This is a genomic window from Variovorax sp. GW460-12-1-14-LB1, assembly GCF_059423605.1.
On the sequence record NZ_JBWKYF010000004.1, the window covers coordinates 1 to 25,842 of the forward strand.

Genomic DNA, 25,842 nt, shown 5'->3' on the forward strand with positions numbered 1-25,842 from the left:
GGTTAGGGTTATCACGTGGGTCAGATTTAGATGGAAATCACACCGCCAACTGGGTCACTTCTAGATGGAAATCAACACCAGAGGACGGAAAACTGTGAATGTCAAAGGCGGGAGTTTTCAGTAGCCCGAGATTGCTGCCCGGAGCGGCCGCCAACGCTGCAAAGGCGATGCCCGGTAGCAAGCCCGCTGCGCTGGGCCTGAATGCGGCCTTGCCCGGCTCGGAAGCAAGGGCCCTGACGTCAGTTCGCATAAGACTTCGTCGCTCGCTCGTTTCGACAGACCTACTACAACTGCCAGTTGTCTGAAGTCGCGCGTCGTCGCATGCTGAACGCAAATCCAGGCGTAAAACGACTCTTTTGGGGCGCGCTGAGTTTGGACAGCGATTGTTAAGTCAAGTCCGGAGCGACACCGTCGCTGGCTGGGATTTCTATTCGCTTCTTGTTGGGCTCTTCAAGTGAGGAAATTCCCCTTCGAAACACACAATTTCGACTTGAAAGCTCGGCTTCACTTCGAGGACTAGCCATGCATCTTGAACACCCTGCCAATCGCCGCGATGCTGATTCGTCAACCGTGACAGGTCCTGCGTTCTATCGCATGACCGATGTGGTGCGCATCACGGCCCTCAGTCGAACCACCGTATATCGAAGAATTGCCGGAGGCAAGTTCCCCCCTCCTGTGCATCTGGGCGGGCGCGCTTGTGGTTGGCCGCGTGCGGCGATTCAGCGCTGGATCGATGATCCGGAGGGTTACGCGAATGCCTCACTCATGCAGACGCGTCGAGTGAGTTGAATGTACGGCCGCGACACGGTGCCGTCGCTGCGCGTCAAGGGGGCAGTCGCCCAAATCGTCTACATCACGACATCGGCGTATCGCTCCCGAGCCTCGACGTCATCGAGAAAGAAGAAAGTCTTGTCGATGCGCGGCTAGGCTGCCTTGAGCGTCAGGATTTGCGCGCTTGCGGCAAGTTGGCCCAGGTAGTCCGCCCAGCGCTGCATCATGTCCTTGCGCTTGTCCATGAACTCCGCGCGGTCGTAGGCCGCACCCAGCGGCCCGCTCTTGCCATGGGCAAGCTGTGCCTCGATGACGTCGGGCGAAATGCCGTGAAGTTGCTCCGCCATGACCGTGCGGGCCATCGCACGAAAGCCGTGGGCGGTCATTTCGTCGTTGGTGTATCCCAGCCTTCGCAATGCGGCGTTCACGGTGTTCTCGCTCATGGGGCGTTCTCCTGTGCGGATGCTGGGGAACACGTATCGGCCGTGTCCGGTCAATGGCTCAATTTCCTCCAGTGTCTGCAGTGCCTGCTTCGACAGCGGCACGAAGTGGGGGCGGCCGTTGAGCTTTTCATGCAGCCTGCGCTTCATGTCCTGCGCCGGGATGGTCAGCATCGCCTTTTCGAGGTCGACCCAGGCCCATTCCATCGCACGGATGTTGCCGGGGCGCTGGAAGAGCAGGGCGGACAGGAGGAGGGCGGCGCGGGTGATCGGCTGCCCGCTGTAGCCGTAGATGGCGCGCATCAACTCGCCTACTTTCTGGGGCTCCAGGACAGCGGCCATGCTCTTGGTGAGCACCGGCCGAAGCGCCCCATGCAGATCCGGGGCTGGATTGCTCGCGCACCGGCCTGTCTGCACACCGTAGCGGAATACCTGTCCGGCGCACTGGCGCAGGGTGTGGGCCGTCTCGATGACCCCTCGGCCCTCGGTGCGCTTGAGCGCGTGCAGAAGATCCCTGGCCTGGATCGTGGCGATTGGCAGCTTGCCGATGTAGGGGAACAGGTCCTTGTCCATGATGCGCAGCCAGCGCTCCGAATAGGACGCGCTCCAACTGCTGGCCTTTGTGGCGTGGAATTCGCGCGCCAAGGCCTCGAACGTGTTGGCCGCCTCCACCGCCCGGGACAGTTTCTCTGCGCGCTTCGCGAGGCCAGGGTCGACGTTGTCGGCAAGCAACTCGCGGGCCTTGTCACGCCGCTGCCGGGCCTTCGCGAGCGATACGGCAGGGTAGACGCCCAAGGCCAGCGTCTTCGCCTTGCCGTTGAATCGGTAGTCCATGCGCCAGTACTTGCCGGCCGATTTGACGCGCAGATACATGCCGCCGCCGTCTGCGTAGCGCTCGCCGATCTCACTGCCCTTGTGCTTCACTTGCCTCACGAAAGTGTCTGTCAGCATTGGATTTTTCTCCTTGCTGTCGGTACCTGGCTTTGGCAGCAGGGCGGATACCTGCAGAAGTACCGACAAAGTACCGACAAGCCATGCTAGGCCCCGAGGTGCCGTGGAGCAAAGAAAAACCCGCACCCCCTATGAGAAGTGCGAGTTCTGAGTCAGCGCGATGCTGTTTGAAAAAGGAAATTGGCCTGCCCGGAGGGGATCGAACCCCCGACAACCTGCTTAGAAGGCAGGTGCTCTATCCAACTGAGCTACGGGCAGATTCCGGTCGAGAAGCGAGGGCCGGAGCCTTCGGTCCTCGGGCCGCAAGCGGTGCGGCAACAGACCCGAAAAATCAACGGTCTGGACGCTTCTGCCTTTGACCGGGGAAGCGCGGATTCTACCTACATCCCTCCATGCACGACGCCTTCGGCGGCGGTCGTTGAGAGGGCGAAAGGGCGGGGCTGGCGCCGGAGGACACCCTGGCGGTCTCGGCGGCCTGCTTCGACGCGAGCTGCTTCTTGCCGCAGGTGCTGCACCGGTAGAACCTGAGGGCCGGCAGCATCCTCATCCAGGTTCGCCGCTCGATGCGGCGAAGGCCGGCCAAGCCGCAGGAACATCGGAGAAACAGATTCAGCAGCATCACAGAAGAGTTCAAACCGGGAAGGTGTCGACACTCTTTCCCCGACGCTGCTTCGCGGTTTGCGCAACCGTGAAGCACCCGCGTTCGATTCTGTGGGGGCACAAGGCATGCAGCGAAAGGGCTGCACGCGCAACAGATTGCTAAGGAGGGCGTTTCGACCGTCCGATGCCTTTGTGGATCGCTGGGGCGGAGGGGGCGTCAGACGTTTTCCGAGCGGTACTTCCAGACCGCGTCGTTCACCGCGCGTTCGGACGCCAGTTGCTTCTTTCCGCAGGCGCTGCATTGGTAGAAGCGCAGGCTCGAGAAGAGTCGCATCCATGGCCGGCGCTCGATGCGTGCGAGATGCCTGAGGCCGCAAGAACAGCGGGAAAAGTAATTCAGCATCGGAAAAGGGTCCAGGGGTGAGGGTTCTGTTGCGACGTCCATCCCTGACTCAGCTCTTCGGCTTTGTAAACGCGATTTCACTTACTTTGTAAACACGATCACGATTGGCTTGATTCTGCGTGAGCGCCGAGGGCCTCGCGGGTAGTTCCTTAAGAAAAAGGTTGTCTTGACGGTGTAACAACAAGGCAGCGGCGTTGCCTGATGTACGGAAAGCCGTGGGTCGTGCTACGAAACGTCTAAAGGGCGGTGAGATTCGCGGCGATCACGAGCGGCCCGGAAAAGAAAAAAGCCTGCAACGACTTTCATCGTTGCAGGCTTTCACTTTTCTTTTGGTCGGGGCGAAAGGATTCGAACCTTCGACCCTCTGGTCCCAAACCAGATGCGCTACCAGGCTGCGCTACACCCCGCCAAGCCTTCCATTCTAGCCCGAATAAGAGGCCGCTCAGCGCTTCTCGTACTGTGTCTTGCCAAAAAGGATCTCGCGCGCCTTGTCATCGGTGATGGGACGGCGCAGGTCGGCCAGCACTTTCACGCCGCGCTGCACGGCGGGGCGCGCGGCGATGCCGTCGAACCAGGCCTTCAGGTGCGGGTAGTCGGTGAGGGTGATGCCCTGGTTCTCCCAGCTGCGCAGCCACGGGAAGATGGCGATGTCGGCAATCGAATAGCTCGTGCCGGCGATGAACTTGTGCTTGGACAGCTGTCGGTCGATCACGCCGTACAGGCGCCGGGCCTCGTTGGTGTAGCGGTCGACGGCATAGGCGATCTTCTCGGGCGCGTAGATGCGAAAGTGGTGCGCCTGACCGAGCATCGGACCGACGCCGCCCATCTGGAACATGAGCCACTGCAGCACGTCGTAGCGCTCGCGGTCGCCCGTGGGCAGGAACTTGCCGGTCTTGCCCGCGAGGTACACGAGGATGGCGCCCGATTCGAACAGCGAGATCGGCTGGCCGTCCGGTCCGTCGGGATCGGTGATGGCGGGGATCTTGTTGTTCGGGCTGATCTTCAGGAACTCGGGTGCGAACTGGTCGCCGGTGCCGATGTTCACGGGGTGCGCGTGGTACGGCAGGCCGCACTCCTCGAGCATGATGTGAATCTTGTGGCCGTTCGGCGTGGGCCAGGAATAGACCTCGATGGGCGATGCGGGCATGTCGCGGGCTCCGGAGTGAGAGGGTTGTGACGGGAGAACGGCAGCATATACACGCGCATCCGGACGCGTGCGGGTGCGGGCATTGGCCGTTCAGCCGCTGGTCACCCCACCTGCCGCTCGTGCGCGTTGCACCACATCCAATGCTCGCCGGGCTCGATCGACTGGATCACCGGATGCCCTTCGGCCCGCGCATGTTTCGTGGCATGGCGGTTCTTCGACGAGTCGCAGCAGCCGACGTGGCCGCAGTGCACGCACAGGCGCAGGTGCACCCAGGTGTCGCCGGTCTTCAGGCGGTCTTCGCAGCCGCGGGGCGTGTGCGGTGGGGCGAGGTCGGCGGGAACGTGTTCGCAGGCGTGGATGGGCATGGGCGTTTCAGGAAAAGAAGGGTTCAGGCCACGGCCGAGGCCGACGACAGGTGCTGGTGAATCAGCGCCACCACCGCGGCGCCTTCGCCGATCGCGCCGCCCACGCGCTTGACCGAGCCCGAGCGCACATCGCCCACCGCGAACACGCCCGACACGCTCGATTCAAGCGCCGTGGCCGGGCGCGCCGGAAAGCCGCTGCTCGCGGCCGGGCCGGTCAGCACGAAGCCGTGCTTGTCGACCGACACGCCGCAGCCCTCGAGCCACGACGTCTCGGGCTCCGCGCCGACGAACAGGAAGATGTTGCGCGCCGGGCAGTCGTGCTCCTGGCCCGAGGTGTGGCAGCGCCAGGTGGCACCGGTCAGGCCTTCTTCGGGCGCACCGTGCAGCCGCACGAGCTCGGTGTGCGGTTGCAGTGAGATATTGGGCGTGGCCTCGATGCGGTCGATGAGGTAGCGCGACATGCTGGCCGCCAGCGACGGCCCGCGCACCAGCACGTTGACCTTGGCCGCATGGCGCGACAGGAACACCGCCGCCTGGCCGGCCGAGTTGCCGCCGCCCACCAGTGCCACTTCCTGCTGCGCGCAGATCTTCGCTTCGATGGCCGAGGCCCAGTACCAGATGCCGCGGCCTTCGAATTCGGCCAGGCGCGGCACGCCGGGGCGGCGGTAGCGCGCGCCGCTCGCGATGACCACCGTGCGCGCGCTGATCGTGCGGCCATCGGTGAGTTTCAGCGCGAGGCTGTCCCGCGCGTTCTCGCGCGAGCAGTCGAGCGCCGCGACCTGCGCCGGGATCAGCATCTCGACGCCGAACTTCTGCGCCTGCACGAACGCGCGGCCCGCCAGGGCCTGCCCCGAGATGCCGGTCGGAAAGCCCAGGTAGTTCTCGATGCGCGCGCTGGCGCCGGCCTGTCCGCCGAAGGCGCGGCAGTCGAGCACGATCACGCGCAGCCCTTCGGAGGCGGCATACACGGCGGTCGCGAGGCCGGCTGGACCGGCACCGACCACGGCCACGTCGTAGAGCTCGTCGCGCGCCGCGGTGTCGACCATGCCGAGGCAGCGCGCCAGGCCCTCGTCGCTCGGGTTGACCAGCACCGAGCCGTCGGGGCACACGGCGAGCAACTGGTCGGGGCCGTACTGGGCGAGCAACGCGGCGGCATCGGGGTCGGCGGCCGCGTCGACCAAGTGATAAGGATGGCCGTTGCGGCGCAGGAAGTTCTCCAGCCGCGCCATCTCGGGCGAGTCAGGCCGCCCGATCAGCACCGGCCCGGCCGCACCCGATTCGATCAGCGCCACGCGCCGCAGGATCAGCGCGCGGGTGATGCGCTCGCCCAGGTCGGCCTCGGCCACCAGCAGCGCGCGCAAGCGGTCCGGCGGCACGACCAGCGCCTCGACCTCTTCGTCGGCATGCCCGTCGACCAGGGCAGGGCGTCCGCTCAACTGGCCGACCTCGGCGAGGAATTCGCCCGGCCCCTGGCGTGCGATCGGCACCACATGGCCCAGGCCGTCGCGCTGCGTGACGGCGACCACGCCCTTGAGCAGCACGAACATGCCGGCGCCGGTCTCGCCGGCGGTGAACAGGCGCTCGCCGCGCGCAAAGCGCTGCACGCTGCCGAAGCTGGCGATGCGTGCCATCTCGGCGTCACTGAGGACGGGGAAAGTCTGGTGCAGGCGGCTGTTGGCGCCTGGTGCGTCGGTGGCCATGGGGTCGAACTCCGTGTCGCGAATGCCCCGCATTAGACGCCGAAGCGGCGCCAAAGCGACGCTGACGCGCGTTGTAACAACGTCATGTGTCTGCCACGCCGCTGACATGCCGGTTTCATTGCGCGTGTCCAGACTCGGTCAGCAGAAAGGGATTTCCCATGAAAGAACTGCCGAACCCGACGTTTCCGCTCTCGCAGCTCGGACTGCGCGCAGCCTTGTGGCCCGCACCCGCGGCCGGAACCCCCGCCGTTGCTGCCGCTGCCGCCACCGTCGCCGCACTGGCCACCCGCACGTCGGTGCCCGAGGCGCCGCTGGCCGTCATCGTGCCGCCGGTCGTCGAAGCCAAGCCGGGCATCACGGTGAGCTGGGCGCGTCATCAGGACGACGTGCGCGCCGCGCAACGCCTGCGTCACGACGTGTTCGTCGGCGAGATGGGCGCACGTCTGACCACGCCGCTGGCCGGCCACGACATCGACCTGTTCGACGACTTCTGCGAACACCTGCTGGTGCGCGACGAACTCACCGGCCAGGTCATCGGCACCTACCGCGTGCTGACCCCCGCGCAGGCGCGCCGCGTCGGCAGCACCTACAGCGACACCGAGTTCGACCTGACCCGCCTGCGCGACCTGCGCGAGCGCATGGTCGAACTGGGCCGCAGCTGCGTGCACGCCGAGCACCGCCAGGGCGGCGTGATCCTCGCGCTGTGGGGCGCGCTGGCCGGCTTCATGCACCGCAACAAGCTCGACACCATGATCGGCTGCGCGAGCATTCCGATGTCGCACAACGGCGTGACCAGCGGCGACGCGGCGGCCAGCATCTGGCGCCAGCTCTCGGCCAGCCACCTGGCGCCGATCCAGTACCAGGTGCAGCCGCGCCTGCCACTGCCGGTCGAACGGCTCGACAGCGCGCTCGACGTGGAACCGCCCGCGCTCATCAAGGGCTACCTGCGCCTAGGCGCCAAGGTGCTCGGCGCACCGGCCTGGGACCCGGACTTCAACACCGCCGACCTGCCGATGCTGATGCGCATCGACGACCTGCCGGCGCGCTACCGCAAGCACTTCCTCGGCGCATGAAGCCGGCGGCCATCCGGCCCGACGCCGGGCCGCACGCTGCTTCGCTGTCGCCGAATGTGTCAGGTTCGCTCTCTGTGGGACAGGGTGCGTCACGCGAATGTCATGGAACTGTCACGGACGAAGTTGACACTGTCATATTTCAGCCGTCGTGTTCTCCCGTGCCGCTTGCTCCAGAATCAGTGCCCATGCCCTCCCTCTCCGCTGACCCGTCGCGTGCCGGCGAAGCGCCTCCGTTCGCGTTGCTGGACCGCGACCACAGCATCCTCTCGTTCAACGAGCGCGTGCTCGACTGGGCCCACCGGCCCGAAGTGCCGCTGATCGAACGGCTGCGCTACCTGTGCATCGTGTCGTCGAACCTCGACGAGTTCTTCGAAGTCCGCGCCGCACCGCACCTGAGCGCGGGCAGTGCCGGTGATCGCAAGGGCACCTACACGGTCGAATCCTTCGAGCGCCTGTCGGAAGCGGCCCATGCGCTCGTGGCGCGCCAGTACGCGCTGTACAACGACGAGCTGATGCCGACCTTTGCCACGCACGGCATCCATATCGTGTCGCACGGCGAACGCAACCCGGCCCAGCGCAAGTGGGTCAGCGAGTATTTCGAGCGCGAAGTGCGCCCGCTGCTGATCCCCGTGGGGCTCGACCCGGCGCATCCGTTCCCGCAGGTGGCCAACAAGTCGCTGAACTTCATCGTGCGCCTGGGCGGCAAGGACGCCTTCGGCCGCGAGAACCCGATCCAGATCGTCAAGCTGCCGCGCGTGCTGCCGCGCCTCATCAAGATGCCGGCCAAGGTGTCGGACGGCAAGACGCTGTTCGTGGCGCTGTCGAGCGTGGTGCGCGCGCACCTGGCCAGCATGTTCCCGGGCCGCGAGGTGGGCGACTTCTCGCAGTTCCGCGTCACGCGCCACTCCGACCTCGCGGTCGACGAGGAAGACGTCAAGAACCTGCGCACGGCGCTGCGCCAGGGCCTGCAGCACCGCCACTACGGCCAGGCTGTGCGGCTGGAGGTGTCGGCCAGCTGTGCCGAATCGCTCGCGAGCTTCCTGTTGGCGCAATTCAACCTGCCGCCGCAGGCGCTGTACCGCGTGCACGGCCCGGTGAACCTGGCGCGGCTCACGCAGCTCATCGACCTGATCGGCGAGCCGCAGCTGCGCTTTCCTCCGTATGCGCCGTCGTTCCCCGTCACGCTGTCGCCCGCCCAGTCGTTCTTCGAGCGGCTGCAGCGCGGCGACGTGCTGATCCACCAGCCCTTCGAAAGCTTCGACGGCGTGCTCGCGTTCCTGCGCGAGTCGGTGCTCGACCCGCAGGTGCTGGCGATCAAGCAGACCATCTACCGCACCGGCGCCGACTCCGAGCTCATGGACCTGCTGCGCGAAGCCGTGCGCCGCGGCAAGGAAGTGACGGTGGTGGTCGAGCTGAAGGCGCGCTTCGACGAAGAGGCCAACATCAACTGGGCCGAGATGCTCGAGTCGATCGGTGCGCAGGTGGTGTACGGCGTGGTGGGCCTGAAGACCCACGCCAAGATGCTGCTGGTGACGCGCCGCGAGGGCAAGCAGCTGCGCCGCTACGGCCATCTGTCCACCGGCAACTACAACCCGCGCACGGCGCGGCTGTACACCGACATCAGCCACCTCACGGCCGACCCGGCGCTCACCGCCGACATGGAGGCCGTGTTCGTCCACATGGCCAGCCAGAGCCGCCTGCCCAAGCTCAACCGCATGTGGCTCGCGCCCTTCGACCTGCACAAGAACCTGGTCGCGCGCATCGATGCGCTCGGACAGGCCGCCGCCAGCGGCGAGCCCACGCGCATCGTCGCCAAGATGAACGCGCTGACCGACGAAGAGATCATCGGCGCGCTCATCCGCGCGGGGCAGAAGGGCGTGAAGATCGACCTCATCGTGCGCGGCGCCTGCACGCTGCCGGCACAGGTGCCGGGGCTCACCGACAACGTGCGCGTGCGCTCGGTGATCGGTCGCTTCCTCGAGCATTCGCGGGTGTTCTACTTCCGCCATGGCGAGGACGAGTCGCTGTACCTGTCGAGCGCCGACTGGATGAACCGCAACATGATGCGGCGCATCGAACTGGCCTGGCCCGTGACCGACCCCAACCTGCGCCAGCGCCTCATCGACGAGTGCCTGGTGGCTTATCTGCACGATGGGCGCGACGCCTGGGACCTGGGCGGCGACGGCATCTACCGGCGTGTCGACCATGACACCCACCCCGGCGAGGCGGGTGCGTCCCCCGCGATCGAAGCGCATGGCGCCCAGGCCGCCTTGATGGGCCGCTATGCATCACGAGGAAACCACCGTGATGCGTCCGGCAATTGAAATTGAAGAAGAAGTTCGAAAGACGATGAGCATGGACTTGATCTTCTGGCGTCACGCCGAAGCCGAGGACTGGACCGAAGGGTGTGACGACATGCAGCGTTCGCTCACCCCGCGCGGCGAAAAGCAGGCCAAGCGCATGGCCACCTGGCTCGACCGGCAGCTGCCCGACGGCACGCGCATCGTGTGCAGCCCGGCGCGCCGCTGCGAGCAGACCGCGCTGGCCCTGGGCCGCAAGTACAAGCTGCGCTCCGAGCTGTCGCCCGACACCACCCCCGACGCACTGCTGGCCGCCACGGGCTGGCCCAACGGCAAGTCGGTGGTGCTGGTGATCGGCCACCAGCCTTCGCTGGGCCAGGCCATCTCGATGCTGCTCGGCCTGAAGCAGGACAGCTGCCCGGTGCGCAAAGGCTCGCTGTGGTGGATCCGCACCCGCGAGCGCGACGGCGATGTGCAGACCGTCGTGGTGACGGTGCAGGCGCCCGAGCTTCTCTAGCTGCTACAGCGGTCCTCCGCGGCGAATACCCCTGCCTGGCGCTTGCGGACAGGCGCTTTGTCACGGTTGCGGGCAGAGCTGGCAGGGCGCTTGTCTCCCGGAAAAAGGGGCGAAGCACTCATGCGCGCGCGCGGCGCAATTTCTACAGTGTGACTCCACGGCAGCGTGCTTTTGACGCCGATGCGGGAAAGAAGCGGTGCCGGTCGACCACATCACTGGGGAAGACGCATGAAACCGCTCAACACACTGCCAGGAAGCTTCATGAACATGCTGCGCGCAGACGCGGACGTGCGGTTGAAGGCGCTGTTTTTTCTGCTTGTTGCCGCAGCCCTGCTGTCGGGGTGTGCGACGAACACCGCCGCGCCTGCGCCGCCGACCCGTCACGATGTCGCCCGATCGATCGAGAAGGTCGAGCTCATCTACAACCAGGAAGACCAACTGATCGTCACGGATGGCGGCGGGTCGGGGCTGACGGGCTTCGCAGGGTTTCTGGGACCCCTCGCTGCACTGGTGGCCATCTCCGTCGATACCAACAGCCGACTGACGATGGCTGCCCGGACCGACCAGCGCAGCAAGGAGTTCACGGCCGCAGTGAAGAACAGCGGAGTGACCATGGGGCTGAACAGGCAGTTCGCAGAGCGACTGGCGGCGCGCCTGCGGGACAGTGGCCGCGAGGTGAAGCTGACGCCTTTCTTCCGCGCGACCGGAGAGCATGCGCAGATGCAGGTGCAGGAACTCCAGCCGACGCCCGGCTACAGCACATTGATCTTGCGGATCACGACGTCCTATGGCGCGGCCGATGCGACGTCGAGCTTCAAGCCGTACGTCTGGGTGGAGCAGTTGCTCAGGGACGAGAAGCAGTCCGTCGTGGGCCAGACGTTGCAGGTCGCCGACGTGAGCGAGCCGACCTATCTCCTGTACGACGGCCTGCTCAAGGACACTGCAGGCGCTCGCGAAGGGTTGAAGCGCGGGCTTGACCAGATCGTGCAGCCGGCCTATGTCAGCCTGTTCGGGGAAGACGAGTCGCGCAAGGCCAGCGCTGCGGCAGTCACGCAGACGGCCGGCATCGACACGAAGTGAAACGGCTCAGGCGCCGCTGAGTTCCATGCGCCAGTTGCCGGTCTTTTGCCAGGCCAGCACTTCCTCGCGCAGGAGGTGCGCCGACTGCGGGTACATCTCGGCCCAGTCGGGCGCGCAGGCGATCGTGAAGGCCCTGGCACCGAGTGCCGCGAGGTTCAGCGCCTGCGGCGGCTCGGGGTCGCGGCGCGCGTGGCACAGGATCACCGCCAGGCGCAGCGCCAGCAGCTGCATCACGAAGGTCTCGTCGTCCAGCGAGGCTTCGAGCTTGCGCAGCTTGCCGCGCTGGCCCAGCACCAGCTGGCCGAGGGCATGCAGTTCGTTCACTGCGAAGCCGGGTGCGTCGGTGTTGTCGAGGATGTAGGCGCCGTGCTTGTGGTAGTCGCTGTGCGAGACCAGCGCGCCGATCTCGTGCAGCTGCGCGGCCCAGCCGAGCTTGCGCAGTGCGCGGCCGGCGCGGCTGGAGGTGCTGCCGCCGCGTGCAGCGGGGGCGAGTTGCACGAACAGCGCGGCGGCGGTGTCGCTCACGCGCTTGGCCTGCGCCGGATCGACCGCGAAGCGGGTGGCGAGCCGGGTCACCGTGGCGCTGCGCATGTCGGCCACGCTCTCGTCGCGTTCGAGCAACTCGTAGAGCACGCCGTGGCGCAGGGCGCCCTGGGCGACTTTCATTTCCTGGATGTCGAGCAGGTCGAACACCGCGCGCAGCACGCTCAGGCCGCCGCCGATCACGGCCTTGCGGTCTTCGCGCATGCCGTCGATGCGCAGCTTGTCGATGCTGCCGGCCTTGAGCAGGCGATCGAGCAGCCAGTCGAGGCCCTCGCGCGTGACCAGGCCAGCCTCGCCGCCGGCCGCGGCGAGCACGTCGCCCACCGCGCCGATGGTGCCGGAGGCGCCGTAGGCCACGTCCCACTGGTCGCGCGTGTAGCTGGAGAGCGCGTCGTCCAGCACGGCCTTGGCCGCGACTTCGGCGGCGCGGAAGGCGGGGGCGGTGAACTGGCCTTCGCCGAAATGCTTCATCGACCAGGCGACGCTGCCCACGCGGTACGACTCCATGCGCTCGGCCTCGAGGGCGTGGCCGATGATCATTTCGGTGGAGCGCCCGCCGATGTCGATGACGAGGCGGCGTTCCTGGTCGGAGGCGTCGGTGTGCGGCAGGTGGTGCGCCACGCCCTGGTAGATCAGGCGGGCTTCTTCCCGGCCGGGGATCACGTCGATGCCGAAGCCCAGGATGGTGCGCGCGCGCAACAGGAACTCTTCGCGGTTGCGCGCTTCGCGCAGGGTCTGGGTGGCCACGGCGCGCACCTGCGAGCGCTTGAAGCCGGCCAGCCGCTCGCCGAAGCGGGCGAGGGCGTCCCAGCCGCGTTGCATGGCTTCGGTCGTGAGATTGCGGGCGCTGTCCAGGCCGTTGCCCTGGCGCACGGTTTCCTTGAGGTACTCGGTGCGGTGGATCTGTCCGTGGTCGACCTGGCCGATTTCCAGCCTGAAGCTGTTCGAGCCGAGATCGACCGCTGCGAGGCGGGTGCCGTTTTGCATTTTTTAGTGAAGAGGGCGGTTCTCTGATCGTAGCGCCGTGACAGCAGGCGCCGCCTCCCCAATCGCGTCACGGCGAGGGCTGGAGGTTAGGCGGGGTGAATGACGGTTGTGTGACAGCGTCACACACGACAGGGGTGGCGCAGCGGCATTTTCCCTCGACAGAAGGGGTGTCACATCGATGTCACAAAAGCTTTTTAGAGTCCGTTCGAGCCCCCAAAGGGACTACTTCTTACTTCTCAAGGAAGCTTTATGAAAACGACGTTCAAATTTGCAACCGCCGGCCTCGTGACCGCGCTGTTCTCCATTTCCGCCTTCGCACAAGACGTGACCGGCGCCGGCGCCAGCTTCCCCGCACCGCTGTACGCCAAGTGGGCTTCCGACTTCAACAAGGCCACCGGCGTCAAGATCAACTACCAGTCGGTCGGCTCGGGTGCCGGCCTGAAGCAGATCGAAGCCAAGACCGTCGACTTCGGCGCTTCGGACGCTCCCCTGAAGGACGACGAGCTGCAAGCCAAGGGCCTGATGCAGTTCCCCACCGTCATCGGCGGCGTGATCCCCGTGGTGAACATCCCCGGCATCAAGCCGGGCGAGCTGAAGCTCAACGGCCAGGTGCTGGGCGACATCTACCTGGGCAAGATCACCAAGTGGAACGACCCCGCGATCAAGGCTCTGAACGCTTCGCTGGCCCTGCCTGACGCCGCCATCGCCCCGGTTCGCCGCGCCGACGGTTCGGGCACCAGCTTCCTGTTCACTAACTACCTGAGCAAGGTCAACGCCGAGTGGAAGTCGAAGGTCGGTGAAGGCACGGCCGTGAACTGGCCCACCGGCGCGGGTGGCAAGGGCAACGAAGGCGTCGCCGCTTTCGTGAACCGCCTGCCGAACTCGATCGGCTACGTCGAGTACGCCTACGTCAAGCAGAACAAGATGACCTACGCCCAGCTGCAGAACGCCGCCGGCACGTTCGTCTCGCCCGACGACAGCGCCTTCAAGGCCGCCGCCGCCGGTGCCGACTGGAACAAGAGCTTCTACCAGGTGCTGACCAACCAGGCCGGCAAGGATTCGTGGCCCATCACCGGCGCCACCTTCATCCTGATGCACAAGGTGCAGGACAAGCCCGCCAGCGCCACCACCGTGCTGAAGTTCTTCGACTGGGCCTACAAGGGCGGCGACAAGACGGCCGACGAGCTGGACTACGTGCCGATGCCCGACGCCGTGAAGGCCACCATTGCCAAGGCATGGGGTGAAGTGAAGGACGCATCGGGCAAGCCGGTCGCGTTCAAGTAAGAAGCAACCCTTCATCCACCCTCCAGGACGGCGCGCCCATGAGCAACTCTTCGCTCCAGGACGCGCCGCTTTCGTCTTTGCCGGAGCGACCCGTGTCATCCACCTTCCCCGCTGCTGCCGCCTCCCTCGACCTCGCGGCCGAGCGCGCGCGCACCTCCGCCGCTCCTCCGCCGCCCGTCAAGGCGGCCCGTTCCGGCCCCATGGCCGACCGCCTCTTCGGCTGGGCCGCCAAGGGCGCCGCGCTGCTGACGCTCGCGATGCTGATCGGCATCCTGCTGTCGCTCGTCGCCGGCGCCTGGCCCGCCATTTCGAAGTACGGCCTCGGCTTCCTCACGAGCAGCGTGTGGGACCCGGTGAAGGACGAGTACGGCGGCCTCGTGATGATCTACGGCACGCTGGCCACCTCGTTCATCGCACTGGTGATTGCCGTGCCGGTGAGCTTCGGCATCGCGCTGTTCCTGACCGAACTCTCGCCCAACTGGCTCAAGCGCCCGCTGGGCACCGCCATCGAACTGCTGGCTGCCGTGCCGTCCATCGTGTACGGCATGTGGGGCCTGCTGGTCTTCGGCCCCATTCTTTCCACCTGGGTGCAGCAGCCGCTGCAGAAGCTGCTGGCCGGCGTGCCGTACCTCGGTGCCCTGGTGTCCGGCCCGCCCGTGGGCATCGGCATCCTGTCGGCCGGCATCATCCTGGCCATCATGATCATTCCGTTCATCGCCTCGGTGATGCGCGACGTGTTCGAAGTGACGCCCGCGCTGCTCAAGGAGTCGGCCTACGGCCTGGGCTCCACCACCTGGGAAGTCGTCTCCAAGGTCGTGCTGCCCTACACCAAGGCCGGCGTGATCGGCGGCATCATGCTCGGCCTGGGCCGCGCACTGGGCGAGACCATGGCCGTCACCTTCGTGATCGGCAACATGAACCAGCTCAACTCCCTGTCGGTGTTCGAGGCGGCCAACAGCATCACCTCGGCCCTCGCCAATGAATTCGCCGAAGCCGGCGCGGGCCTGCACCAGGCTGCGCTGATGTACCTCGGCCTCGTGCTGTTCTTCATCACCTTCGTCGTGCTGTCGCTCTCGAAGATGCTGCTGGCCCAGATGAAGAAGAGCGAAGGAACCAAGTCGTGAGCACCGCGCAAAACCTGATCAACGCCAAGACCCTGGCAGAGACGCGCCAGGCGAAGTTCGCCGCGCGCAACCGCGTCAACAAGATCGCCCTCACGCTGTCGCTCGCCGCGATGGCGTTCGGCGTGTTCTGGCTCGTGTGGATCCTGTGGGAAACGCTGCGCCAGGGCATCGGCGGCCTGGCGCTGGCCACCTTCACCGAGATGACGCCGCCGCCGAACGAGGCGGGCGGCATCGCCAACGCCATCTTCGGTTCGTTCGTGATGGTGATGCTGGCGACCTTCGTGGGCACGCCCATCGGCATCATGGCCGGCATCTACCTGGCCGAGTACAACCCCAAGGGCCTGCTGGCCTCGATCACGCGCTTCGTCAACGACATCCTGCTGTCGGCGCCCTCGATCGTGATCGGCCTGTTCGTCTACGCCGTGGTGGTGGCCTACTTCAAGACCTTCTCGGGCCTGGCCGGCGCGCTGTCGCTGGCGCTCATCGTGATTCCGGTGGTGATCCGCACCACCGAGAACATGCTGCAGCTGGTGCCACCAGGCCTGCGTGAAGCGGCCTATGCACTGGGCACGCCGAAGTGGAAGGTCATCCTGAGCATCACGCTGCGCGCCGCGCGCGCCGGTGTGGTCACGGGCGTGCTGCTGGCCGTGGCCCGCATCGCCGGCGAAACCGCGCCGCTGCTCTTCACCGCGCTGAACAACCAGTTCTGGACCGCCGACGTGAGCCAGCCGATGGCCAGCCTGCCGGTCACGATCTTCAAGTTCGCCATGAGCCCGTACGAGAACTGGCAACAACTGGCCTGGGCCGGTGTGTTCCTGATCACCGTCGCCGTGCTTGCCCTCAACATCCTGGCGCGCGTGCTGACGCGCAACAAACACTAAATCAAGAAGGCGCCAACATGCCAAACACCGTCGCACAACAACAACCGTCGCGCTCGAAGATCTCGGTCAAGGACCTGAACTTCTACTACGGCAAGTTCCACGCGCTCAAGGGCATCAACCTCGAGATCCCCGAGAACAAGGTCACGGCCTTCATCGGCCCGTCGGGCTGCGGCAAGTCGACCCTGCTGCGCACCTTCAACCGCATGTTCGAGCTGTACCCCGAGCAGCGCGCCGAAGGCACCATTGCGCTGGACGGCGAGAACCTGCTCACGTCCAAGCAGGATGTGGCGCTGATCCGCGCCAAGGTCGGCATGGTGTTCCAGAAGCCCACGCCGTTCCCGATGTCGATCTACGACAACATCGCCTTCGGCGTGAAGCTGTTCGAGAATCTGTCGGCCAGCGAAATGGACGACCGCGTCGAGTGGGCCCTGAAGAAGGCCGCCCTGTGGACCGAAGTGCGCGACAAGCTGCAGCAAAGCGGCTCGGGTCTCTCCGGTGGCCAGCAGCAGCGCCTGTGCATTGCGCGCGGCATCGCGATCAAGCCCGAAGTGCTGCTGCTCGACGAACCCTGCTCCGCACTCGACCCGATCTCGACCGCGAAGATCGAGGAGTTGATCGCCGAGCTGAAAAACGAGTACACCGTGGTCATCGTGACCCACAACATGCAGCAGGCCGCCCGCTGCAGCGACTACACCGCCTACATGTACCTCGGCGACCTGATCGAGTTCGGCGCCACCGAACAGATGTTCTTCAAGCCGCAGCGCAAGGAGACCGAGGACTACATCACCGGCCGCTTCGGTTGAAGTCAAAGGAAACACCATGACCGAGAAACACCTTTCCAGCCAGTTCGACAGTGAACTCAACGGCGTCTCGTCGCGCGTGATGGAGCTCGGCGGCATGGTCGAGTCGCAGATCCACCAGGCCGTGTACGCCCTGCTGCAGTTCGACGCCGAAGCCGCCGACCGCGTGATGGAGACCGAGCATCGCGTCAACGCGATGGAGATCGAGATCGACCGCGAACTGTCGTCGATCATCGCCCGCCGCCAGCCCACGGCACGCGACCTGCGCCTCTTGATCGCCATCAGCAAGACTACCGCCAACCTGGAGCGCGTGGGCGACGAGGCCAACAAGATCGCGCGCATGGTCAAGTCGATCATCGAGAGCGGTTCGGCCCGCCAGCTGCCCACCACCGAGCTGCGCATTGCCGCCGACCTGGCCTCGAACCTGCTGCGCACCGCGCTGGACGCCTTCGCGCGCCTGGACACGGCCGCCGCGCTGTCGATCCTCAAGGACGACGACCTCATCGACAAGGAGTTCGACGGCTTCGTGCGCAAGCTGGTCACCTACATGATGGAAGACCCGCGCACCATCTCCGCCAGCCTGGACCTGCTGTTCCTGGCCAAGGCCATCGAACGCATCGGCGACCACGCCAAGAACATCGCCGAGTTCATCATCTACATCGTCAAGGGCGCCGATGTGCGGCACACTTCGATGGAGGAAATCGAGTCGGCATTGCAGTGACGACCGTCGCCGCAAAGACTCCCCATAACGCATGAAGAAACCAAGAGTCCTGATCGTCGAAGACGAATCCTCGATCGCCGAGCTGATCGCCGTCAACCTGCGCCACAACGGCTTCGAGCCGATCTGGTCCGAAGACGGTGCCGCCGCCCAGCGTGAAATCGACGCCTTCCTGCCGGACCTGATCCTGCTCGACTGGATGCTGCCGGGCCAGAGCGGCCTGCAGCTCGCGCGCCAGTGGCGCAAAGACCCGCGCACCAAGGCCATCCCGATCCTGATGCTCACGGCGCGCGGCGACGAGCCCGACAAGGTCGCCGGCCTCGATGCCGGGGCCGACGACTACATCACCAAGCCGTTCTCCACGCAGGAAATGCTGGCGCGCATCCGCGCTGTGCTGCGCCGCCGCGCGCCCGAGGTGGTGACCGAGCGCGTCGAGATCGGCGAACTGGCCCTCGACACCTCCACCCACCGCGTCACTTGGCAGGGCGGGGCACTGAAGGTCGGCCCGACCGAGTTCAAGCTGCTGGCCTACCTGATGCAGCATGCCGAGCGCGTGCACAGCCGCGCGCAGCTGCTGGACAAGGTGTGGGGCGACCACGTCTACATCGAGGAACGCACGGTCGACGTGCACGTCAAGCGCCTGCGCGAGTCGCTGGGCGTGGCTGCGCCGATGGTGGAAACCGTTCGCGGAGCGGGTTACCGGCTGACGGCCCAAGTCACAGTGTGAGCAGCGCCGTGAGCCTCGGCGGCGGGCGCGGATAATCGCCCGCCATGCCTTTTCGTATTGCTACGTTTTTAATAGCATCCCTCGTAATTGCGGCGGGCGCTGTCGGCCTTTTCGGCTGGAAGTACGGCTGGCTGGGCGCCTGGCTGGGCGCGGTGCTCTGGCTGGGCTTCGATGCCTGGCGCGCCGAACGCCTGCTGCGCGTGCTGCGCAACGACGCGGCCGGGCTGCCGTCGCGCGGGCCGGGCGTGTGGGGCGAGCTTTCGGAGCGCATCCGCAAGCTGCTGCGCGACCGCGAACAACAGACCCGGCAGGCCGAAGACCGGCTGCAGGAGTTCCTGGCCGCGATCCAGGCGTCGCCCAACGGCGTGGTGCTGCTCGACGAGCAGGGCCGCATCGAGTGGTGCAACCAGACGGCGGCGGGCCAGTTCGGCATCGATGCCGAGCGCGACCTGCTGCAGCACCTGGCGAACCTCGTGCGCGATCCGGCGTTCGTGGCCTACCTGGCCTCGTGGAACTACAGCCGCGACGTCGTCATCGACGCACCCGGCCTCGTGCATGCACAGCATCGCGGCCATCCGGTGCGGCTGTCGGTGCAGGTGCATCCCTACGCCGGCAACCGGCGCATGCTGCTCACGCGCGACATCACGGCGCTCGAGCAGGCCGAGGCGATGCGGCGCGACTTCGTGGCCAACGTGTCGCACGAGATCCGCACGCCGCTCACGGTGCTGGCGGGCTTTGTCGAGACGCTGCAGAACCTGCCGCTGGATGCCGACGAACGCACGCGCTATCTGTCGCTGATGGGGCAGCAGTCGCACCGCATGGAAACGCTGGTGAACGACCTGCTGACGCTGTCGCGGCTGGAAGGCAGTGCGGCGCCATCGGGCAACCAGTGGGTGCGCATGCGCGCGCTGCTGGCGCAGTGCGAAGACGAAGGGCGCGGCCTGTCGGGCCGGCTCACGCCGCAGGGGCACCGGCTCACGTTCACGTCCGAAGCCGAGTCCGAGCTGTCGGGCGCGCCGACCGAGTTGCAGAGTGCGATGTCGAACCTCGTGAGCAACGCCATCCGCTACACGCCCGGCGGCGGCGAGGTGGTGGTGACCTGGCGGGTGCTGCCTGACGGGCGTGGCGAATACGCCGTGCGCGACACGGGCCCGGGCATTGCCGCCGAGCACATTCCGAGGCTCACCGAGCGCTTCTATCGCATCGACCGCAGCCGTTCGCGCGAGACCGGCGGCACGGGACTGGGGCTGGCGATCGTGAAGCACATCGCGCAGCGCCACGGCACCGAGCTGCGCATCGAAAGCACGGTGGGCAAGGGCAGTCGCTTCGCGCTGCTGTTCCCGGCGACGCGCGTGCGCGAAGCGCGTGTGATGAGCAAGTAAGCGGGCCGCGTGGCCCTCAGCGGGCCCGCGCCTTCATCGTCCAGCGCAGCAGCGCCACGAACAACAGCGCCGTGAGCGCCAGCGCCGCGGCGCTCATGAGCCAGAACGCCAGCGGCGACTGCATCGCCGGCCACGGCCCCAGGCCGCGGTAGGCCAGCAGGTAGCTGCCGCCCAAACCCATGCCCCAGAGCATCGCGCAGTAGATGACCAGCGGCGCCAGCGTCACGCGGTAGCAGCGCAGCACGAAGACACACAGCGTCTGGAAGGCATCGGCGATGTGATACAGCGCCACCGTGGTCAGCAGCGCCGCCGCCATCGCGATCACGGCCGGGTTGTCGGAGTACACGTTGGCGAGCTGAGTGCGGAACACGGCCATCGCGCCGGCATAGAGCAGGGCGAACAGCGCGGTGAGCTCGAAGCCCAGCCGGCAGGCATGGCGTGCCCGGGCGGTGTCGCCGGCGCCAAGCCAGAAGCTCACGCGTGCGCTCGTCGCGATGGCGAGCGACAGCGGCGTCATGTAGGCCACGGCCAGCAGGTTCGAGGCGATCTGGTGCGCGGCCGCTGCCGCGGTGCCCAGGCGCGCGATGAAGAGTGCCATCAGCGTGAACGACGTCACTTCCACCAGCACCGCGAGGCCGCCGGGCACGCCCAGCCGCGCGAACAGTCGGATCTGGCGCCAGTCGGGCGCCTCGATGCGCTCCCACAGCTGGTAGCCGCGGTAGAACGCGCCGTGGCGCAGAAGCCAGACCGCGCAGCCCAGCATGGCCCAGTTCACGCACAGCGTGGCCCAGGCGCAACCCACCAGCCCCATCGCCGGCAGGCCGGCACCACCGAAAGTGAACCAGACCGACAGCGGCAGCTTCACGAGCAGCGAGGCCAGCTGCAGCCAGGTCACGAGCTTGGGCTTGCCCAGGCTCTGGTTCAGCGTGCTGAAGAGGCGAAAGAGCAGGGCGGGTGCCAGCGCAAAGGCCAGCACCGCGAGGTAAGCCTCGACCTCGCCGCGCATGTCGGCGGGCACCTGCGTCCAGCGCAGCGCGGCGCCGGGCAGCAGCAGCACGGTCATGCCGACCACGACGGCGATGGCTGCGAGGTAGAGCGACTGGCGCACCGAGCGGCCGATCTCGCTGCCCCGGTTGGCGCCGTGCAGTTCGGCCCACACCGGCAGTAGCGCCTGCAGCACGCCCATCAGCGAGACATACACGCTGACGAAGATGGCGGCGCCCACCGACAGCGCGGCCAGCGCGCCTTCGGAATAACGGCCCGCGATGATGGTGTCGGCCACGCCGAAGGCCATCACGGCCAGCTGGCCGATCAGCACCGTGCCGGCGTGCCGCGCGATGAGTCCGCGTTCGTTCCCGTGCGTGCTGCTGCTCACGGGTCAGCGCACGATCTTTTCGTAGAGCAGCAGGTCGTCCGCGGGGCTGCTGGGACGGCGCAGGGTGCCGCTGAAGCGCCACTGTTCCAGCGGGATGATGGTGTGCAGCCGCTCGATGGTGTCGGGGCTCACGAGCAGCCACGGGCAGTCGTTGCCCAGCAGCAGCGGCTGCAGGTTGAGGTTGCCGTGGTGGCGCAGCGCCGCGACGTGCGGCCGGCTCAGCGCCAGCTCGGCGACGCAGCGCGGGTGGCCGATGCGCTCGGTCACGGCGCGCACCTGCGGGACGTAGCTGCGCGCGTAGTCGATGGACGGCAGCCACAGCGTCATCAGCAGCATCCAGCACAGCGCGGTACCGCCGGCCGGCAGCACCAGCGTCTTCCAGAGCGCGGCGCGATGGCGCCCGGTGCGCCAGCGCACCAGCCAGCACCAGGCCAGCGTGGCGGCCAGGGCGAGCACGAAGGCCGCCGGCGAGAACTCGGCCACGAAGCCCGGCACCAGCCGCGCCACGCTGGCGGCCGGCTTGCGCGGCGCGCCGGTCAGCATGGCGATCCAGTACATCCAGCCGAGCACGGCCAGGCCGCTGAAGAACAGCACGTTGAACCAGTCGATCAGCGCTGCCGCGCTGCGCCGGAAGGTCGGCAGCGCAAAGGCCGCCAGCGTGGCGAAGGCGGGCAGGGCCAGCAGCAGGGAGCGGTCGGAGAAGTCGGTGGTCCAGGTGGCGGCCAGCGGCACCAGCGCGAACCACAGCGGCAGCGCGACGTGGCGCTCGAGCCACTGGCGGCGCCAGCGCCAGAGCGTCCAGATCGCGAGCGGCCAGACCGGCCAGGTGAACCACAGCAACAGCTTGGCCTGGCTGCGCACGTCGGACAGCAGCGAGTGGCCCAGCGTGATCTTCCATTGCGCCAGGCCCAGGCCGAAGACCAGCGCGGCGGCCAGCACGGTGATGCCGACCATCGTCAGCAGGGCGGGCAGCGTGAAGCCGGGGCTCTCGTTGTCGCTGTAGCCTTCTGCTGCACGGGTGGCGCGCTGGCGGCGTTCGTAGACCATGTACACGGCGCTGCCGATCGCCAGCGCAAGGCCGACCGTTGGCCCGCCACTCAGCGTCATGCCGAGGGTGCCGACCACGAGGGCGATCACCGGGCCGACGCGGCGGTAGGGCAGTGCGGCGACGCCGTAGAACAGGTGCGAGGCGAAGTACAGCTGCGCCAGCGCGGGCGTGGTTTCATGCCCGAGCTGGGCCAGGCCCAGCGAGGCGATCAGCGCCAGCAGGCCGCCGTCGGCGATGGCGCGGGCGTAGTCGGTGGGGCGCGCCTCGCCGCCGAAGGCAAAGGCCACGGGTTGGGCGCGCGGCGTGCGGGCGAGGTAGTAGACGGCGTACCAGGTCGCGGTGAAGGTGCCCCACAGCATCAGCGCGAACACGAAGCGCACGGCCAGGTCGGGGTTGACCCACGATGGGGCAAGCTGGATCGCCCAGGCGCCGATCCAGTAGGGGATCAGCGCGGGGGTCTCGGGGCGCATGCCCAGCAGCAGCGGATCGAACCAGCGGGCGATGCCCTCGGTGCTGCGGGCCAGCTCGGCCATGTAGCCGAAGGCCGTGATGTCGGCACTCTTCCAGGGGCCCCGGCCGAGCAGGCCCGGCAGCAGGTAGGCCGCGCACAGCAGCAGCAACGCGACGCGCGGCAGCCGGCGTACGGCATTCTGGGCAACGATCGCGGGGGTCGGCTGGTTCAAGGGCGAGGCGGAAGAGGCGAAGGGGTGATTGGAAAGAAAAAGGGCAGCGCGGTAAACCGGGCTGCCCTCGACGCCAGAGCGCGTGCCTGATTACTTGGCAGCGGTCTTGCCGAAGCGGTTGCGGAACTTCTCGACGCGACCACCCATGTTGTCCACCGACTTTTGCGTGCCGGTGTAGAAGGGGTGCGATTCGCTGGTGGTGTCGAGCTTGAACAGGGGCAGCTCGCGGCCGTCGTCGGTCTTGCCCATTTCCTTGGTGTTCGCGCACGAACGGGTCACGAACTTGAAGCCGTTCGACATGTCGACGAACAGAACTTCGCGGTAATTCGGGTGGATGCCTTCTTTTGCCATGGTGTTTCCTTTTGCGCTGTTGGAATCAATGCGCGGTCGATGCGAGAGCCACCAGCGTGCCAGCAATCTGGCGCGCCGCCCTTGAGGCCTTTGACGTGAAGTGTGAGGGCCAAGGAAGCCGGGCGACGTGCCCAGCCGCACTTTTCGCGGAGCCTATGATTATCGCATACTGCCCCAATTGCGAGCAAACCGGGCCCTCCCATGACTTCTACACCCCTTCGCGCCGGCCTCGTCGGCTACGGTTTTGCCGGCCAGACCTTCCATGCGCCGGTGCTCTCGGCCGTTCCGGGGCTCGAACTGGCGGCCGTGGCGAGCTCGCAGCCGCACAAGGTGCACGCCGACTGGCCCGGCGTGGCCGTGGTGCCCGACGTGGCGGCGCTGGTGGCCCGGGCGGACATCGACCTCGTGGTGGTGGCGACGCCCAATGCCCAACACCATCCGGTCGCCAAGGCGGCGCTGGAGGCGGGCAAGCACGTGGTGGTCGACAAGCCCTTCACGCTTGACGTGGCCGAAGCGCGAGAACTCGAATTGTTGTCAAGGCGCAACAATCGCGTGCTCTCGGTCTACCAGAACCGGCGTTTCGACGCCGATTTCCTGACGCTCCAGCAGGTCCTGGCGTCTGGCGATCTGGGGCGCCCGGTGTATCTGGAATCGCATTTCGACCGGTTCCGTCCCGAGGTCCGCGAGCGCTGGCGGGAGCAGCCCGTGCCGGGCGCGGGCCTGTGGGTGGACCTGGGTTCGCACCTGCTCGACCAGGCCGTGCAGCTTTTCGGCCGGCCTGACACGCTGCAACTCGACACGGCCGCCTTGCGCGATGGCGCACAGGTCGAAGACTATTTCCACGCCGTGCTGCGCTACGAGAGCGGCCCTCATGCGCCTTTGCGCGTGGTGCTGCACGCCACGACGCTCGCGGCCCATGCGGCGCCGCGCTACATCGTGCACGGCACGCGCGGCAGCTACGTCAAGCATGGCGTCGATCCGCAGGAAGACGCGCTGCGCGCCGGCCAGCGACCGCCAGCCGAAGGGTGGGGCGCCGATCCGCTCGATGGTGAACTCACGCTGGTCGGCAGCGACGGCGCGCCGCACTTTCGCGCGGTGCCGACGCAGGCCGGCAACTACGTCGCCTACTACGCGGCGGTCCGCGATGCGATCCTCGGCAAGGGGGCCAATCCCGTGCCACCCGCGCAGGCCGTCGCACTGATGGAGCTGCTCGACATCGGCCGCCAGAGCGCTGCCGAAGGCCGCGCCATCCGCATCGAGCGCCCATGAAAAAAGCGCGTTGACCCGTGGGGTCAACGCGCTTTTGCGGAAGAGCCTGAAGCTCAGCCGCCGCGACGCATCATGTCGAAGAACTCGACATTGGTCTTGGTCGCCTTCATGTTCTTGAGCATCAGCTCCATCGACTCGATCTCGTCCATGTTGTACATGAGCTGACGCAGGATGCGGGTCTTCTGCAGGATCTCGGGGGCCAGCAGCAGTTCCTCGCGGCGCGTGCCGCTGCGGTTGAGCTGGATCGAGGGGAACACGCGCTTTTCGTACAGGCGGCGGTCCAGGTGGATTTCGGAGTTGCCGGTGCCCTTGAACTCTTCGAAGATCACTTCGTCCATGCGGCTGCCGGTGTCGATCAGCGCGGTGCCGATGATGGTCAGCGAGCCGCCTTCTTCCACGTTGCGCGCGGCGCCCAGGAAGCGCTTGGGACGCTGCAGCGCGTTGGAGTCGACACCGCCGGTCAGCACCTTGCCCGACGAGGGCACGACGTTGTTGTAGGCGCGGGCCAGGCGCGTGATCGAGTCCAGCAGGATCACCACGTCCTTCTTGAGTTCGACCAGGCGCTTGGCGCGCTCGATCACCATTTCGGCGACGTGCACGTGGCGCGCTGCGGGCTCGTCGAAGGTCGAAGCAATGACTTCGCCCTTCACCGTGCGCTGCATTTCGGTCACTTCTTCAGGGCGCTCGTCCACGAGCAGCACCATCATGTGCACGTCGGGGTAGTTGGCGCTGATCGCGTGGGCGATGTGCTGCATCATCACCGTCTTGCCGCTCTTGGGCGGCGCCACGAGCAGGGCGCGCTGGCCTTTGCCGATGGGGGCGATGATGTCGATGATGCGGCCGGTGAGGTTCTCTTCGCCCTTGACGCCTTCGCGTTCCAGCTTCATCTGTTCCTTGGGGAACAGCGGCGTCAGATTCTCGAACATCACCTTGTGCTTGTTGGCTTCGGGTGCGCCGTCGTTGACCTTGTCCAGCTTGGTCAGTGCGAAGTAGCGCTCGCCGTCCTTGGGCGTGCGCACTTCGCCTTCGATCATGTCGCCGGTGTGCAGGTTGAAGCGCCGCACCTGGCTGGGCGAGATGTAGATGTCGTCGGTGCTGGCCGTGAAGCTGGTGTCCGGGCTGCGCAGGAAGCCGAAGCCGTCGGGCAGGATTTCGAGCACACCGTCGGCGAAGACCTGTTCGCCGGCCTTGGCGCGTTTCTTGATGATCGCGAACATCAGCTCTTGCTTGCGCATGCGGCCGATGTTTTCGATCTCAAGCGCCTCAGCCTGCTTGAAGACTTCAGACACGTGGAGTGCCTTGAGTTCGTTTAAGTGCATGGAA

General features: G+C 66.6%; 22 protein-coding genes and 2 tRNA genes. 13 read left to right on the forward strand and 11 right to left on the reverse strand.

Going from position 1 to position 25,842, the window contains the following annotated elements; translation table 11 throughout:
• Positions 1-522: 522 nt before the first annotated feature.
• The gene (locus tag AC07Y4_RS03060; protein ID WP_495274185.1) at positions 523-789 is read left to right on the forward strand and encodes a helix-turn-helix transcriptional regulator; all 267 of its coding nucleotides are present in this window, start codon (positions 523-525) and stop codon (positions 787-789) included.
• Positions 790-923: 134 nt separating this feature from the next.
• Here AC07Y4_RS03060 and AC07Y4_RS03065 read toward each other — a convergent pair whose 3' ends face one another.
• The 6 genes from AC07Y4_RS03065 to AC07Y4_RS03090 all read right to left on the reverse strand — a co-directional run bounded on the left by AC07Y4_RS03065 (position 924) and on the right by AC07Y4_RS03090 (position 6,377).
• Complete coding sequence (locus AC07Y4_RS03065) at positions 924-2,162, reverse strand: tyrosine-type recombinase/integrase (protein WP_495274186.1); 1,239 nt, start codon at positions 2,160-2,162, stop codon at positions 924-926.
• A 181-nt stretch (positions 2,163-2,343) separates the two neighbouring features.
• Positions 2,344-2,420 (reverse strand) — tRNA-Arg (locus AC07Y4_RS03070).
• A gap of 1,075 nt (positions 2,421-3,495) precedes the next feature.
• A tRNA-Pro gene (locus AC07Y4_RS03075) sits at positions 3,496-3,572 on the reverse strand.
• 35 nt (positions 3,573-3,607) lie between these two features.
• Positions 3,608-4,312, reverse strand: a complete 705-nt coding sequence (locus AC07Y4_RS03080) for a glutathione binding-like protein (RefSeq protein WP_095745562.1) — start codon at positions 4,310-4,312, stop codon at positions 3,608-3,610.
• 101 nt (positions 4,313-4,413) lie between these two features.
• Positions 4,414-4,677, reverse strand: coding sequence for a UBP-type zinc finger domain-containing protein (locus tag AC07Y4_RS03085; RefSeq protein WP_487846751.1), 264 nt, complete (start codon positions 4,675-4,677; stop codon positions 4,414-4,416).
• Between the two features lie 23 nt (positions 4,678-4,700).
• Positions 4,701-6,377 (reverse strand): FAD-dependent oxidoreductase, encoded by a 1,677-nt coding sequence (locus tag AC07Y4_RS03090; protein ID WP_169805035.1) that lies wholly within the window; start codon positions 6,375-6,377, stop codon positions 4,701-4,703.
• 158 nt (positions 6,378-6,535) lie between these two features.
• Here AC07Y4_RS03090 and AC07Y4_RS03095 point away from each other — a divergent pair, with 158 nt between their 5' ends.
• The 4 genes from AC07Y4_RS03095 to AC07Y4_RS03110 all read left to right on the forward strand — a co-directional run bounded on the left by AC07Y4_RS03095 (position 6,536) and on the right by AC07Y4_RS03110 (position 11,347).
• Entirely contained in the window at positions 6,536-7,450 is a 915-nt protein-coding gene (locus AC07Y4_RS03095; protein WP_487846752.1) for a GNAT family N-acetyltransferase, read from the forward strand.
• Positions 7,447-9,774, forward strand: coding sequence for a polyphosphate kinase 1 (gene ppk1, locus AC07Y4_RS03100; protein WP_487846753.1), 2,328 nt, complete (start codon positions 7,447-7,449; stop codon positions 9,772-9,774). Before AC07Y4_RS03095 ends, ppk1 begins: the two co-directional genes overlap by 4 nt.
• Before the next feature lie 31 nt (positions 9,775-9,805).
• A complete protein-coding gene (locus tag AC07Y4_RS03105; RefSeq protein WP_062473174.1) occupies positions 9,806-10,267 on the forward strand; it encodes a SixA phosphatase family protein in 462 nt (153 codons plus the stop codon).
• Positions 10,268-10,495: 228 nt separating this feature from the next.
• Positions 10,496-11,347, forward strand: a complete 852-nt coding sequence (locus AC07Y4_RS03110) for a hypothetical protein (protein ID WP_487846754.1) — start codon at positions 10,496-10,498, stop codon at positions 11,345-11,347.
• A gap of 6 nt (positions 11,348-11,353) precedes the next feature.
• Here the strand turns inward: AC07Y4_RS03110 and AC07Y4_RS03115 are convergent, their stop codons facing one another.
• Positions 11,354-12,877 (reverse strand): Ppx/GppA phosphatase family protein, encoded by a 1,524-nt coding sequence (locus tag AC07Y4_RS03115; RefSeq protein WP_487846755.1) that lies wholly within the window; start codon positions 12,875-12,877, stop codon positions 11,354-11,356.
• A gap of 249 nt (positions 12,878-13,126) precedes the next feature.
• Between AC07Y4_RS03115 and pstS the strand changes: the two genes are divergently transcribed.
• Genes pstS through phoR form a run of 7 tightly spaced genes read left to right on the forward strand, consistent with a single transcriptional unit; the run spans position 13,127 to position 19,793 of the window.
• Positions 13,127-14,161, forward strand: coding sequence for a phosphate ABC transporter substrate-binding protein PstS (pstS, locus tag AC07Y4_RS03120; RefSeq protein WP_062473144.1), 1,035 nt, complete (start codon positions 13,127-13,129; stop codon positions 14,159-14,161).
• Between the two features lie 38 nt (positions 14,162-14,199).
• Positions 14,200-15,285, forward strand: coding sequence for a phosphate ABC transporter permease subunit PstC (gene pstC, locus AC07Y4_RS03125; RefSeq protein ID WP_095745556.1), 1,086 nt, complete (start codon positions 14,200-14,202; stop codon positions 15,283-15,285).
• The gene (gene pstA / locus AC07Y4_RS03130; protein ID WP_159276600.1) at positions 15,282-16,166 is read left to right on the forward strand and encodes a phosphate ABC transporter permease PstA; all 885 of its coding nucleotides are present in this window, start codon (positions 15,282-15,284) and stop codon (positions 16,164-16,166) included. The genes pstC and pstA overlap by 4 nt, the downstream gene beginning before the upstream one ends.
• 17 nt (positions 16,167-16,183) lie before the next feature.
• Positions 16,184-16,969 (forward strand): phosphate ABC transporter ATP-binding protein PstB, encoded by a 786-nt coding sequence (pstB, locus tag AC07Y4_RS03135; protein ID WP_056580144.1) that lies wholly within the window; start codon positions 16,184-16,186, stop codon positions 16,967-16,969.
• A 16-nt stretch (positions 16,970-16,985) separates the two neighbouring features.
• Positions 16,986-17,687: a phosphate signaling complex protein PhoU gene (gene phoU / locus AC07Y4_RS03140; RefSeq protein ID WP_062473142.1), complete on the forward strand. Its 702-nt coding sequence runs from the start codon at positions 16,986-16,988 to the stop codon at positions 17,685-17,687.
• Between the two features lie 31 nt (positions 17,688-17,718).
• Entirely contained in the window at positions 17,719-18,411 is a 693-nt protein-coding gene (gene phoB, locus AC07Y4_RS03145; RefSeq protein ID WP_062473140.1) for a phosphate regulon transcriptional regulator PhoB, read from the forward strand.
• 44 nt (positions 18,412-18,455) lie between these two features.
• The gene (phoR, locus tag AC07Y4_RS03150; RefSeq protein WP_487846756.1) at positions 18,456-19,793 is read left to right on the forward strand and encodes a phosphate regulon sensor histidine kinase PhoR; all 1,338 of its coding nucleotides are present in this window, start codon (positions 18,456-18,458) and stop codon (positions 19,791-19,793) included.
• Between the two features lie 16 nt (positions 19,794-19,809).
• On the opposite strand, the gene AC07Y4_RS03155 is transcribed toward phoR, so the two are convergent.
• The 3 genes from AC07Y4_RS03155 to AC07Y4_RS03165 form a co-directional block, all read right to left on the reverse strand.
• Positions 19,810-21,168, reverse strand: a complete 1,359-nt coding sequence (locus AC07Y4_RS03155; RefSeq protein WP_487846757.1) for an MATE family efflux transporter — start codon at positions 21,166-21,168, stop codon at positions 19,810-19,812.
• Positions 21,169-21,171: 3 nt separating this feature from the next.
• Complete coding sequence (locus AC07Y4_RS03160) at positions 21,172-22,899, reverse strand: hypothetical protein (RefSeq protein ID WP_487846758.1); 1,728 nt, start codon at positions 22,897-22,899, stop codon at positions 21,172-21,174.
• Positions 22,900-22,989: 90 nt separating this feature from the next.
• Positions 22,990-23,250 carry a type B 50S ribosomal protein L31 gene (locus AC07Y4_RS03165; RefSeq protein ID WP_056580149.1) on the reverse strand — a complete coding sequence of 87 codons (261 nt, stop codon included), beginning with the start codon at positions 23,248-23,250 and terminating at the stop codon, positions 22,990-22,992.
• A 201-nt stretch (positions 23,251-23,451) separates the two neighbouring features.
• Between AC07Y4_RS03165 and AC07Y4_RS03170 the strand changes: the two genes are divergently transcribed.
• Positions 23,452-24,519 carry an oxidoreductase gene (locus tag AC07Y4_RS03170; RefSeq protein WP_487846759.1) on the forward strand — a complete coding sequence of 356 codons (1,068 nt, stop codon included), beginning with the start codon at positions 23,452-23,454 and terminating at the stop codon, positions 24,517-24,519.
• Between the two features lie 53 nt (positions 24,520-24,572).
• Here the strand turns inward: AC07Y4_RS03170 and rho are convergent, their stop codons facing one another.
• On the reverse strand, positions 24,573-25,838 hold the full coding sequence (rho, locus tag AC07Y4_RS03175; RefSeq protein WP_062473130.1) for a transcription termination factor Rho: 1,266 nt from the start codon (positions 25,836-25,838) through the stop codon (positions 24,573-24,575).
• Positions 25,839-25,842 lie beyond the last annotated feature (4 nt).

Bases quoted from the DNA above. Each gene is read 5' to 3' on its own strand.
- AC07Y4_RS03060 (WP_495274185.1), top strand. From the start codon at position 523: ATGCATCTTGAACACCCTGCCAATCGCCGCGATGCTGATTCGTCAACC.
- AC07Y4_RS03065 (WP_495274186.1), bottom strand. From the start codon at position 2,162: ATGCTGACAGACACTTTCGTGAGGCAAGTGAAGCACAAGGGCAGTGAG.
- AC07Y4_RS03080 (WP_095745562.1), bottom strand. From the start codon at position 4,312: ATGCCCGCATCGCCCATCGAGGTCTATTCCTGGCCCACGCCGAACGGC.
- AC07Y4_RS03085 (WP_487846751.1), bottom strand. From the start codon at position 4,677: ATGCCCATCCACGCCTGCGAACACGTTCCCGCCGACCTCGCCCCACCG.
- AC07Y4_RS03090 (WP_169805035.1), bottom strand. From the start codon at position 6,377: ATGGCCACCGACGCACCAGGCGCCAACAGCCGCCTGCACCAGACTTTC.
- AC07Y4_RS03095 (WP_487846752.1), top strand. From the start codon at position 6,536: ATGAAAGAACTGCCGAACCCGACGTTTCCGCTCTCGCAGCTCGGACTG.
- ppk1 (WP_487846753.1), top strand. From the start codon at position 7,447: ATGAAGCCGGCGGCCATCCGGCCCGACGCCGGGCCGCACGCTGCTTCG.
- AC07Y4_RS03105 (WP_062473174.1), top strand. From the start codon at position 9,806: ATGGACTTGATCTTCTGGCGTCACGCCGAAGCCGAGGACTGGACCGAA.
- AC07Y4_RS03110 (WP_487846754.1), top strand. From the start codon at position 10,496: ATGAAACCGCTCAACACACTGCCAGGAAGCTTCATGAACATGCTGCGC.
- AC07Y4_RS03115 (WP_487846755.1), bottom strand. From the start codon at position 12,877: ATGCAAAACGGCACCCGCCTCGCAGCGGTCGATCTCGGCTCGAACAGC.
- pstS (WP_062473144.1), top strand. From the start codon at position 13,127: ATGAAAACGACGTTCAAATTTGCAACCGCCGGCCTCGTGACCGCGCTG.
- pstC (WP_095745556.1), top strand. From the start codon at position 14,200: ATGAGCAACTCTTCGCTCCAGGACGCGCCGCTTTCGTCTTTGCCGGAG.
- pstB (WP_056580144.1), top strand. From the start codon at position 16,184: ATGCCAAACACCGTCGCACAACAACAACCGTCGCGCTCGAAGATCTCG.
- phoU (WP_062473142.1), top strand. From the start codon at position 16,986: ATGACCGAGAAACACCTTTCCAGCCAGTTCGACAGTGAACTCAACGGC.
- phoB (WP_062473140.1), top strand. From the start codon at position 17,719: ATGAAGAAACCAAGAGTCCTGATCGTCGAAGACGAATCCTCGATCGCC.
- phoR (WP_487846756.1), top strand. From the start codon at position 18,456: ATGCCTTTTCGTATTGCTACGTTTTTAATAGCATCCCTCGTAATTGCG.
- AC07Y4_RS03165 (WP_056580149.1), bottom strand. From the start codon at position 23,250: ATGGCAAAAGAAGGCATCCACCCGAATTACCGCGAAGTTCTGTTCGTC.
- AC07Y4_RS03170 (WP_487846759.1), top strand. From the start codon at position 23,452: ATGACTTCTACACCCCTTCGCGCCGGCCTCGTCGGCTACGGTTTTGCC.
- rho (WP_062473130.1), bottom strand. From the start codon at position 25,838: ATGCACTTAAACGAACTCAAGGCACTCCACGTGTCTGAAGTCTTCAAG.